This window comes from Solemya velesiana gill symbiont (assembly GCF_002020805.1).
Classification (GTDB): domain Bacteria; phylum Pseudomonadota; class Gammaproteobacteria; order Chromatiales; family Chromatiaceae; genus Sedimenticola_A.
In genome coordinates this window covers 1-10,848 of record NZ_MPRJ01000088.1, presented here as the reverse complement: position 1 = coordinate 10,848, position 10,848 = coordinate 1, and the positions used below count along the sequence as shown (strand labels likewise).

Annotated in this window: 9 protein-coding genes; all 9 read right to left on the bottom strand. The window is 56.2% G+C overall.

Features of this window, described 5'->3' with window-relative positions; genetic code table 11:
- Window positions 1–197 precede the first annotated feature (197 nt).
- Window positions 198–1,589 carry a ribosome biogenesis GTPase Der gene (gene der, locus BOW53_RS11235; RefSeq protein ID WP_078488079.1) on the bottom strand — a complete coding sequence of 464 codons (1,392 nt, stop codon included), beginning with the start codon at window positions 1,587–1,589 and terminating at the stop codon, window positions 198–200.
- A 17-nt stretch (window positions 1,590–1,606) separates the two neighbouring features.
- Window positions 1,607–2,776, bottom strand: a complete 1,170-nt coding sequence (gene bamB, locus BOW53_RS11230) for an outer membrane protein assembly factor BamB (protein WP_078488078.1) — start codon at window positions 2,774–2,776, stop codon at window positions 1,607–1,609.
- Between the two features lie 13 nt (window positions 2,777–2,789).
- Window positions 2,790–3,425 carry a YfgM family protein gene (locus BOW53_RS11225; RefSeq protein WP_078488077.1) on the bottom strand — a complete coding sequence of 212 codons (636 nt, stop codon included), beginning with the start codon at window positions 3,423–3,425 and terminating at the stop codon, window positions 2,790–2,792.
- Between the two features lie 32 nt (window positions 3,426–3,457).
- Entirely contained in the window at window positions 3,458–4,726 is a 1,269-nt protein-coding gene (hisS, locus tag BOW53_RS11220; RefSeq protein WP_078488076.1) for a histidine--tRNA ligase, read from the bottom strand.
- 88 nt (window positions 4,727–4,814) lie between these two features.
- Window positions 4,815–5,849 (bottom strand): RodZ domain-containing protein, encoded by a 1,035-nt coding sequence (locus BOW53_RS11215; RefSeq protein ID WP_078488075.1) that lies wholly within the window; start codon window positions 5,847–5,849, stop codon window positions 4,815–4,817.
- Entirely contained in the window at window positions 5,846–6,652 is an 807-nt protein-coding gene (pilW, locus tag BOW53_RS11210) for a type IV pilus biogenesis/stability protein PilW (protein ID WP_172838880.1), read from the bottom strand. Before pilW ends, BOW53_RS11215 begins: the two co-directional genes overlap by 4 nt.
- Window positions 6,649–7,782: a dual-specificity RNA methyltransferase RlmN gene (gene rlmN / locus BOW53_RS11205; protein ID WP_078488080.1), complete on the bottom strand. Its 1,134-nt coding sequence runs from the start codon at window positions 7,780–7,782 to the stop codon at window positions 6,649–6,651. The genes pilW and rlmN overlap by 4 nt, the downstream gene beginning before the upstream one ends.
- 7 nt (window positions 7,783–7,789) lie before the next feature.
- Window positions 7,790–8,218 (bottom strand): nucleoside-diphosphate kinase, encoded by a 429-nt coding sequence (ndk, locus tag BOW53_RS11200; protein ID WP_078488073.1) that lies wholly within the window; start codon window positions 8,216–8,218, stop codon window positions 7,790–7,792.
- Between the two features lie 296 nt (window positions 8,219–8,514).
- Window positions 8,515–10,740, bottom strand: a complete 2,226-nt coding sequence (gene relA / locus BOW53_RS11195) for a GTP diphosphokinase (protein WP_078488072.1) — start codon at window positions 10,738–10,740, stop codon at window positions 8,515–8,517.
- Window positions 10,741–10,848: the final 108 nt, after the last annotated feature.

Here is a 10,848-nt window from a genome sequence, read left to right as displayed (position 1 = left end):
ACCGACCGCTACGCGATAACATCGCAAGCTCGTTACCGCTCCACAGTCGCCTCCCAATGACTACACGCAGTGTTCGGATGCCTACTTTGCTTCCCCTCTAGCGTGCTGCGCACACGACGGGCAAGCAGTGCGACCTCACGGCTACCGGGGACTAACCGCCTCGGCTTTCAGCCTTCCATGGCGGTCAGCGACTGTTCCTACTTCTTACGTTTGACGAATTTCTTCAACCGCTGTCGCTTCTGCACTTGCCGCTTGGTGAGCTTGTTCTTGCGTCCCTCGTAGGGATTCTCACCGGAGCGGAACTCCAGGCGGATGGGGGTGCCGTCCAGCTTCAGCGCCTCTCGAAAGCGATTGACGAGGTAGCGCTTATAGGGCGCAGGAACTGATTCGGTCTGGTTACCGTGAATGACAATGATTGGTGGATTCTGTCCACCCTGGTGTGCATAGCGCAGCTTGATGCGGCGACCATGAACAAGTGGCGGTTGGTGCTCCTGTACTGTCCATTCCAGTATACGGGTCAGTTCCGGGGTGGAGAGTTTTCGCATGGCATTATCATAGGCGACATCCACTGCTTCGTAGAGATTACCGACACCTGAACCACGCAGGGCTGATATAAAGCGCTTGGTGGCAAAATCAAGGAATGGGAGTTTGCGATCGAGCTCCTCCTTGATTGTGTCCCGCTCATCGCTGTCCAATCCGTCCCACTTGTTGATGCAGATCACCAGCGCCCGCCCACTCTCGAGGATATGACCAGCCAGGTTGGCATCCTGCTCGCTGACACCCTGGTGTGCATCCAGCACCAGCATCACTACATTGGCCTCTTCGATGGCTTGCAGTGTCTTGATGACGCTGAATTTTTCAATTGCCTCATTGACCCTGGCGCGGCGTCGAACACCCGCGGTATCGATCAGGGTGTAGGGTTTATCATCATGGGTGAACGAGATAAAGATACTGTCACGGGTAGTACCCGGTTGGTCATAGGCGATGACCCGCTCTTCACCCAACATGCGGTTGACCAGTGTGGACTTACCCACATTGGGCCTGCCCACAACGGCAATCTGTATGCCGACCTCCTCTTCTGCATGTTCTTCCAGGGGCTCGGGCAACGCCTTGAGCACTTCATTGATCAGAGGTTTGACACCCTTGCCATGGGCAGCAGAAATGGGTAGTGGCTCACCAAGGCCCAGACCGTAGAAATCAGCGCCGGCCATGGCGCGCTCCAGGTTCTCACTCTTGTTGACCACCGGCGTGATCGGTTTGCCGGTGCGGCGCAACTGCTCGGCAATGATCTCGTCACCACCCGTAGCGCCTGCCTTTGCATCTAGAAGAAAGAGAATATGATCCGCTTCGTCGATTGCCGCCTGCACCTGCTGCTCCATGACGACATCGACGCCCTCCCCTTCGCCGCTGATACCCCCCGTGTCGACCACCACGTAAGGTTTGTTGCCGAGTTTACCGACTCCGTATTTGCGGTCCCGTGTCAGCCCCGGCTGATCGGCCACCAGTGCATCACGACTGCGGGTGAGCCGATTGAAAAGTGTGGACTTGCCGACATTGGGACAGCCGACCAGGGCGATTACAGGCAGCATGGTTGAGCTCTAATAAACTACTTGGAACCGGATACAGCGGCCAGGTCACCACCGTCACCGTAAACGTAGACCACCCCATCCACCACGACAGGAGTGGTGGTTATGGGATCCTCGCCCACCCGGGTACGCCCGAGCAGACGGCCATCTTCGTTGGAAAGCCAGTGGAGATAGCCCTGGTAGTCACCCACTACAACGTGCTCACCCAGCACCGCAGGCGCAGAGAGACGACGCGCTTTAAGTTTATCGTTCTTCCAAAGCTTGGAACCGTTTCTCGGATCAACTGCCCAGACAAAATCGCTGTCATCTGAGATATAGAGCTGTCGCCAGTCAGCCCCGAGACCGGTATATGAAGAGAGCTTGCGCCTCCAGAGCACGACACCGGTGTCTTGTGACACCGCGGCCATCTCTCCCTGGTAGGTGGCAACGTAGATAACACCATCTATGATCAGCGGATCACCGTCGATATCGACCATGCGCTCCAACTCGGAACGTCCCCTTGGTGCGGTAACGCTCACCTCCCAGATTGGGTTGCCTGTCTCCAGCTCAATCGACACCAATCGGCCACTGGCAAAACCGCAGATAACGGCATTGCCGCTAATGACGGGGGAACTGCTGCCATGAAGTGTCAGCACCGGCACGGAACGGTCATAGATCCAGGCCTGCTTGCCCGAAGCGGCATCGAACCCGAAAAGTTTGCCGTCAATGGTATGTGCAACGGCGATGCCCTGGGAGATCTTTGGCACGGAGAGTATTTCGCTGCTCACCCTGGCGCGCCAGCGTTCAGAACCGTTTGTGCTGTCGAGGGCCACAAGCTCGGCATTGCTGGTTCCAATCAACACCAGCCCATCCCCGGCACCAGGACCACCTGAGATATCCAATTCGGTATCAACGCTCCACAAGGCACGTCCGCTGGCTGCGTCCAGCGCCTTCACAATGCCATTACTGTCTGCAGCGTAGATCCTGTTTCCTTCCACGAAGGGGACCAGCTTGACCCGCTGTTCATCGGCACCTGAACCTACCGAGGTGGACCACAGTGTACGTACCGCAACGGAACCCTTCAGTCCAACCAATTCAGCCGGTTTCTCCGCATTGTCTTCCGATGCGAACCAGTCGACGGGATTCATTGAGTTCATGGAACCGCAGCCGCTCAGCAGCACCGCAGTCAAAGCAGCGACATATCGCTTCATGATCTATTGCCCCTCAGGAATCGTTGGCAGTCACAGCCAGGTCATTGAGTTTCATCCGCACCAATGCTGAACTGCCGACCTGGTTGTCAAGTGCCTGCTGATAAGCCGCGCGGGCTCCAGCCTGGTCTCCCTTGGCCAGTGCAATATCACCGCGCAACTCGGCAACCTCCCCTTGGTAGCCGTCCATCGGGGCCTGGGCGAGAACACCTTCAGCTCCATCGGTATCACCATTACCCAACATCACTCGTGCAAGGCGCAGCCGGGCAGTCTGTTTCAATGAGGGATCCTCAGCATTGTCCATGGCCCACTGAAGGTGTCCCTGGGCTCCGGCACTGTTACCCTGTTCCAGCATGACCTTGGCCGCGTCCAGGGCCGCAAATATAGCGTAGCTGCTGTCCTGGTAACTCCCTATCAGGACCTCGGCCTGTTTCAGTGCCGGCTCATTGAGACCTGCCGCCACCGAAGTGTTGAGTTGCTCAAACTGGTACGACGCCTCTTCGGCAACCTGGTCCTGGTGCTTGTTCCAGTACTGCCAGCCAAATACGCCACCCAGCCCAATGACAACACCGGCTGCAACGGAGATGCCATTCTCTTTCCACCACTTCTTCAGGGCTTCTACCTGTTCTTCTTCGGACAGATGTATATCCACAACTTAATCCTCTCGGCACACAAATTAGGTGCTTAAAGTTCTCTATTAAAAAAATCAGCCAGTTGATCGATGGGCCGCTGCTGCTGCTCTGCATCTTCACGTAAAGGTTTGATACCGATGATGCCGCGGGACAGTTCGTCCTCACCGAGAACCAAGGCATAACGGGCACCACTACGGTCCGCCTTCTTGAACTGACTCTTGAAGCTACCGCCACCACAATGGGTGATCAACTGCAGCCAGGGCATCTGGTCACGCAACTTCTCCGCCAGCAACATACCTTGGCGCTGGGCCTCATCACCCATCAAAACCAGGTAAGCATCCGGCTGTTTCAGCTCCAACCGCTCCCGGTCCTCTTCCAGCAGGGCGATCAGGCGCTCAACGCCCATTGCGAAACCGATGGCAGGCGACGGCTTGCCTCCAAGTTGTTCGACCAGCCCATCATAACGCCCACCGGCACACACGGTCCCCTGGGCCCCAAGGCGATCGGTAACCCACTCGAACACGGTGCGTGCGTAGTAGTCGAGCCCCCTCACCAGACGGGGATTGATGACATAAGCCACACCGGTATCATCGAGGCCTTTGCAAACCGACTCGAAATGGGCTTGGGACTCCTCGCCCAGGTGATCCATCAAAGAGGGCGCATCGGCGATGATCTGCTTCATGTCGGGATTCTTTGAATCCAGTATCCGCAGCGGGTTGCCGTCCAGTCGGCGCAGGCTGTCCTCGTCCAACTGCTCCTTGTGGCCATTCAGATATTCCACTAGCACACCGCGATAGGCCTTGCGCTCTTCGGAAGTACCCAGAGTATTGATCTGGAGTTCGACGCCATCCAAACCCAACTGCTGCCAGAAACGGCGGGTAAGCAGAATGATCTCCAGGTCGATATCCGGTCCGGAGAGACCGTACGCCTCTGCGCCGATCTGGTGGAACTGGCGGTAACGTCCCTTCTGGGGCCGTTCATGGCGGAACATGGGACCGCGATACCAGATGCGCTGAACCTGGTTGTACAGAAGTCCATGCTCGATGCCTGCACGCACGCAGCTGGCGGTACCCTCGGGGCGCAGCGTGAGGCTGTCCCCGTTTCTGTCTTCGAAGGTGTACATCTCCTTCTCGACAATATCGGTGACCTCGCCGATGGAGCGCTTGAAGAGGTCCGTCATCTCGAGGATGGGTGTTCTCATCTCCCGATAGCCGTAGCTGTCGAGTACCTGGCGGACCCGGTCCTCCAGAAAGTGCCAGAGCGGCGACTGCTCGGGCAGAACGTCATGCATGCCACGAATGGCCTGGATATTTTTCGCCATCAACCTGTTCTACTTCAATAAACAATCGGCGTGCCTATGACACGCCGGAATAAATAACCGTACAACCTGCCTGCTCCCGACAAAACGCTTATCGGGATGACGCCGGATCAAACGTGAAGCGCGCGACATTACCCCTGGTATGAGGCGTAAAGTCGTAGTCCTCGCCGTTCACCATAACTCGTACGCTGGCAGCGTTGCCTAAAACCATTTTATAGGGAGCTTCACCAGCTAAAACACTGCTGCCACCCTTTTTCTGGAGACCTACAAGCTTGAATTGGCCGCTAGCGTCCCGGATATCAACCCAGCAGTCATCGAGAAATTCAACGACTGCCTTTCGGCTGGGAGCTGCGGCTACCGGGGCCTCTTCCACAACGGCCTCGGCAACGGCGCTCTCTTCCGGCGCCTCCTGGCTTGCTGTATCCGTAACTGCAATTGTGCTCTCAGGTTGCGGCTGAGCTTCAGACTGGGTCTGAATAACTTCCTCCATTTCAGTTTCGGCCTGTTCAACAGCTTGTTCGGCAGGCCCTGCCCCGACCACCTCTTCGATCTGGGGTTGGATCTGCGCAGCATCTTCGGTTTCAGTCACAGAGGATTCAGCCTGGGGCGCGAAGGGCACCAATATCGGCGTCTGCTGAGCATCGAACTCCGGCTCGGCACTCTCCTGGATCGGCTCCTGTGCGCTTTCCATACCATTTTCAGACATCGGCCACTTGAGGTAGCCCCGCCACCAGGTCAGCACGAGTACCACCAAGCCGATCACGATCAGCCAGGTAATGATACGCACGCCTGCGTGACTGCTTCTAAGCTCATGCCTGACTTGTGCGGCTTTCAGATTGAGTTGGCGATCATTATCCGGCTTCAAATCCTGAAAGGCAGCCAGAATCGGTTCATCGGGAATGCTCAGCAGGCGGGCGTAGTTGCGCAGATACCCCTGAACAAACACTGAACCGGGCAGTCCAGAGTAGTCATCTGCCTCAATCGCCTGAACGACTGGCGCGCTGAGATGCAGTTCGGCAGCCACCCTGGATATATCCAGGCCCTGGGCCTCCCTGATGCTTCTTAATCGTTCACCGGGTCCTTCCTGTGCGGGTTCAGGTACTTCTTCTGTAGCCGCAGCGTTCATTTTCGTTCCGACTCCATCAAGAGTTGAGTTTCACGGGAATCCGGAAAGGCGTTCTTCAGTAACAACGAATAACTGGCAACCGCGTCCCGGTCTCCAAGCACGCGCTCGGTCTGAATACCTGTCCACAGGGTAACAGCAGTATGCCTGGCCACCTCCATGTAACGCTGGAGGTAGGCTCGGGCTGAGAGGTGTTCACTCCTCTCCAGACTGATCTGCGCCATCTGGCTGAGGGCTGCAGAGAACCTCGGGTTTTGTACGAGTGCCTGGCGGAAATAGGATTCTGCCTGAACCAGATCCGGTACCCGTTTGGCACAGATGCCGGCATTGGTCAGTGCCACTTCCGGTGTCTTGTAGAGCGGGTTGCCCAGCGCGTGCATAAACTGCTCGTTTGCTTCTTCAAAACGCTGTTGTGAGCAGAGAAATGTTCCGTAGGCATTGCGCAGATAGGAATTACGTGACGCCAGCCCTATCCCCTTCTGAAAGTGATGTTCGGCCAGGCCATTCTCACCGAGTCGATCGTAGAGCAGGGCTATGACATTGTGGGCCGATGAATTGTTCGGATCCACCGCAAGCGCCTGCCTGGCCTTGATCAAGGCCACATCGAGCTGACCCTTGTTCATATAGGCGGCAGCCAGCTGTACATAGACATCACCCGCGCCACTTGCATGGTCGGTTTCATTATATCCGCCGGCATCGCCCACAATGTCGACAGAGCCAGAACGGGGCGCAGTAGTTTCACAGCCAGTCAATAAAAGTGCCGCTGCACAGAAACCCAATAATCCTGTTTTGATCTCAAACTTCAAAGGGATGTTCCTCCGGATTTCCTCTGACCATTTACCTTCCGATCACTGCTGCCTTGACGGGAATTACGCTCCATCCGCAACTCTCTCCGGCTCCGGTCCTTTACCTTTCCGACCAGCTGACCGCATGCCGCGTCAATGTCATCGCCGCGGGTCTGTCTTGTAATGGATATGATGCCCGCTTTCATCAGTTTCTGCCGAAACGCCTCAATACGCTCCGGTGTCGAACAGCGATACTGGGCGCCTGGAAACGGATTGAATGGTATCAGGTTCATCTTGGAAGGCGTTCCCTCCAACAGCCTGATCAACTGCTTCCCATGCTTGTCGCTGTCATTGACCCCGTCGAGCATAACGTATTCCCAGGTAACTTTCCGCCGTTTATCGTTTTTCACGAACTCCCGGCAGGCAGGGATGAGCTCCTCAAGGGGATACTTTTTGTTGATCGGCACCAGCTGGTCCCGCAACTCGTTGTTGGGAGCATGGAGTGAAACCGCCAGGCTGACGTCGCTGACTTCGTTCAGCCTGTAGATTGCCGGGACGATACCCGAGGTGCTGATGGTGACCCGGTACTTGGAGAGCATGTAGGTGAGATCATCCTGCATGATGTCCATGGCGGCAACCACCGGCTCAAAGTTTGCCAGGGGTTCGCCCATGCCCATCATCACCACGTTGGTGACCGGCTTGCCCACCGTATGCCAAGCAACCCAGACCTGGCCGATAATCTCGGCCACGGTCAGGTTGCGGTTGAAACCCTGCTGGGCCGTGGAACAGAAACTGCAATCCAGTGAGCAACCGACCTGGGAAGAGACACACAGGGTGCTGCGATCCCCATCCGGGATATAGACCGACTCGATACGGTTGTTGCAATCCAACTCCAGCACCCACTTGTGGGTACCGTCCCTGGATGGCTGATCGAAGACGATCTGGGGCACCCGCACCTCTGCGATCTCCGCAAGCTGGGCCCTCAGCTTTTTGGGCACATCGGTCATCGCCTCGAAATCGGTGACACCGTGCTTGTGTATCCACTTCAGCACGTTGCGGCCGTGAAAGGCCTTGGAACCGAGCTCAACGAAGAAGGCCTCCATGGCCTTGCGGTCGAAGTTCAGCAGATTGATTTTCTGTTCGTTAGCCAAGTGAGCCTCAACGGGTGCGTTCACAGACCCCTTCGGGAAAGAAGAAGTCTATTTCTACTTTTGCGGTGTCCGGGCCATCAGAACCGTGAACGGCATTCTCATCCACAGTCTGAGCATGATCTGCACGAATGGTTCCCGGTGCGGCATCCTGGGGATTGGTTGCCCCCATCAGATCACGGTTCCTGGTGATGGCGTCCTCACCTTCCAGCACCTGGACCACCACTGGGCCGGAGGTCATGAAATCGATCAACTCACCATGGAAGGGGCGCTCCTTGTGCACGGCATAGAACTCGCCTGCCTGCTCACGGGAGAGATGCAGCATCTTGGCAGCTACTATCTTCAGACCACCCTTTTCGAAGCGGTTGTAGATGTCGCCAATCACATTTTTTGCTACGGCATCAGGCTTAATAATGGAAATGGTGCGTTCGATCGCCATCAAAAACTCCAATAAATTCAAACAATAAAAAAACACTGCGCAGCTCTCTGCTGCACAACGGCCAACTATTCACAAGATATCGAAAACCGTGATCGAACAGCGATCACCTGCCGGTTTCCTGCCACGGAATGTCATAAGCGGGCTCCCTCACGGGGCATCCCGGGTTCTCTACTTACAAAACCGGCGCTTATTTTAACTTGTGACGGTATAAACAGGCAATTTGGAATATCAATGAAGGAATTTAGTTCATTCTAACAAATACTCAATCAGCACGATCACGAGCGTGTCTCAGGAACTCAGACCTGGCGACGCACATCGAGCACATCCGGGAGTTGCGAAACCTTCTCCAAAATCCGGCTGAGTTGCCGCATATCGGTGATTTCGATGGTAAAGCGCATGGTGGCACGGTCCTGTTTGCGATCAGACTGGGTATTCACGCCGAGCACATCGACCTCTTCGTTGGTGAGGATCGAAGAGATGTCCCGCAGCAACCCTTTGCGATCATTGGCGAACACCCGGATATCCACAGGATAGGTGGTATCCGACGGCTGTTCGGCCCAGACCACTTGCACAAGCCGTTCCTTGTTTGCTTCGTCCAGGTTCCTGACAACCTTGCAGTCCCTGCGGTGCACGGTCACGCCACGGCCGCGGGTGATGAACCCGATGACTTCGTCATTGGGCACCGGCTTGCAACAGCGGGCCATGTGGGTCATGAGGTCATCAACCCCTTCCACGATCACTTCACCCTGCCCCTTGCGGTGCTTCTTCTTGGTCACCCGCTTCCGCTTGGCAACCTCCTCCACCTGCTCGGGTTCAACAGCAGGGAACTGGCGTTCACCCATACCCGCCACTTGCACCGGGGAGACTTCTCCACGGCCGATGGCTGCCAGCAAGTCATCCCCCCGCTTCATATTGAAACGTTGTGCTGCCTTGTTGAGATCTGGCTTGTTCACGCCCAGTCGTATGATCTCCCGGTCCAGGCTGGACCGACCAAGACGCAGGTGCTCCTCATAGTCCTGCTGCTTGAACCAGTGTCGCACCCGGTTGCGGGCCTTGCTGGTCTTCAGATAGCCGTGATGGGGGCTAAGCCAGTCGCGACTCGGACCACCCTCCTTTACCGTAATCACCTCCACGGTCTGGCCGCTCTCCAGGGGCTGGGTAAGCGGTGCAATACGGCCATTGATACGGGCTCCACGGCACCGATGACCAACAGCAGAGTGGATGGCATAGGCAAAATCCACCGCTGTGGCCCCTTTTGGCAGTTCCATTACCTTGCCCTGGGGAGTGAGCACGTAGACCTGTTGCGCCTCGAATTCGGTCTTGATGTTCTCCACGAAATCGTCGGATTCGCTGGGTTCATCCTTTAGCTCGAGCCAGTTGCGCATCAGCACGATACGTTTCTGGAATGCCGGGTCTTCCTTGCCGCCGCTCTCCTTGTAACGCCAGTGAGCAGCCACACCCAGTTCTGCATGATTATGCATATCGTGGGTGCGTATCTGTATCTCCAGAGGCTTGTCTTCGGGACCGATTACCGCCGTGTGGATAGATCGATACATGTTGACCTTTGGCGTGGCGATATAGTCATCGAACTCGCCGGGGATATGCCGCCACAATCCGTGCACCACTCCCAGGGCCCCGTAGCACTCGGCCACGGAGTCAACCAGCACCCGCACGGCACGAAGATCGAATATCTGCTCGAAAGGAACCGATTTTCGCTTCATCTTTTTCCAGATGCTGTAGATATGCTTTGGTCTGCCGTAGACCTGGGCATTGATGCCGATATCAGCGAACTTCTTTCCCAGAAGATCGATCACCGACCGGATGAACACTTCGCGCTCGGCCCTGCGCCCATCAAGCATACCTGCCAGTTCCTTGTAGCTGTCAGGCTCCAGGTAACGAAGACAGAGGTCCTCAAGCTCCCACTTGATCTGCCAGATGCCGAGACGGTTTGCCAATGGCGCATAGATCTCCTGGCTCTCCTTCGCCTCTCGGGCGCACACAGCCTCAGGAAAGTTCTTCAGGATCCGCATCTCGTGCAACCGCTCGGCAAGCACAATCAATACCACGCGGATGTCATCGGCTATGCTGAGCAGCATCCGCCTGAGATTCTCCTTGTGCTCGGTTTCACTCTGATGCCGATCACTCACCTGGGCGTTTGTCAGACCGCCGATCCGGGCCATGTCCTCGACCATGCGTACAACCGCCGGGCTGAACTCCTGCTCCAGCATCTCGGAATCAACACGGTCACCGGGCAGTACATCATGCAGGATCGCGGCCACCAGGGTTTCCCAGTCAAGATCCATGTCGGCGAGAATCTCCGCCACCGACAAGGCGTGTCGCAACTTGGTCTCTCCGGACTCCTCGCGCTCTTCCTTGTGGACCTCCACCGCCAAGTCGCAGGCCCGCTGCAGATACTTCAACTCCTCGGCACTCCAGGTATCCGAGAGGCTTTCCAGCCAGGCACGGATATCCCGCTCATCAAGTGAGTCGCCTGCCGGGAGCTTGGTGGTGATACTGACCATTGTGATGTGTAAAGGGAATCTCTAAAAACCCACCTTAATCTGCGATAATAACACACACACAACTTTTCAATCACAGTACACAGACTATGCAGCCGAACTTTTTTGCCC

Coding starts and splice junctions, on each gene's coding strand:
- ndk (WP_078488073.1), bottom strand. CDS start 8,218: ATGGCGATCGAACGCACCATTTCCATTATTAAGCCTGATGCCGTAGCA.
- relA (WP_078488072.1), bottom strand. CDS start 10,740: ATGGTCAGTATCACCACCAAGCTCCCGGCAGGCGACTCACTTGATGAG.
- der (WP_078488079.1), bottom strand. CDS start 1,589: ATGCTGCCTGTAATCGCCCTGGTCGGCTGTCCCAATGTCGGCAAGTCC.
- BOW53_RS11215 (WP_078488075.1), bottom strand. CDS start 5,849: ATGAACGCTGCGGCTACAGAAGAAGTACCTGAACCCGCACAGGAAGGA.
- bamB (WP_078488078.1), bottom strand. CDS start 2,776: ATGAAGCGATATGTCGCTGCTTTGACTGCGGTGCTGCTGAGCGGCTGC.
- hisS (WP_078488076.1), bottom strand. CDS start 4,726: ATGGCGAAAAATATCCAGGCCATTCGTGGCATGCATGACGTTCTGCCC.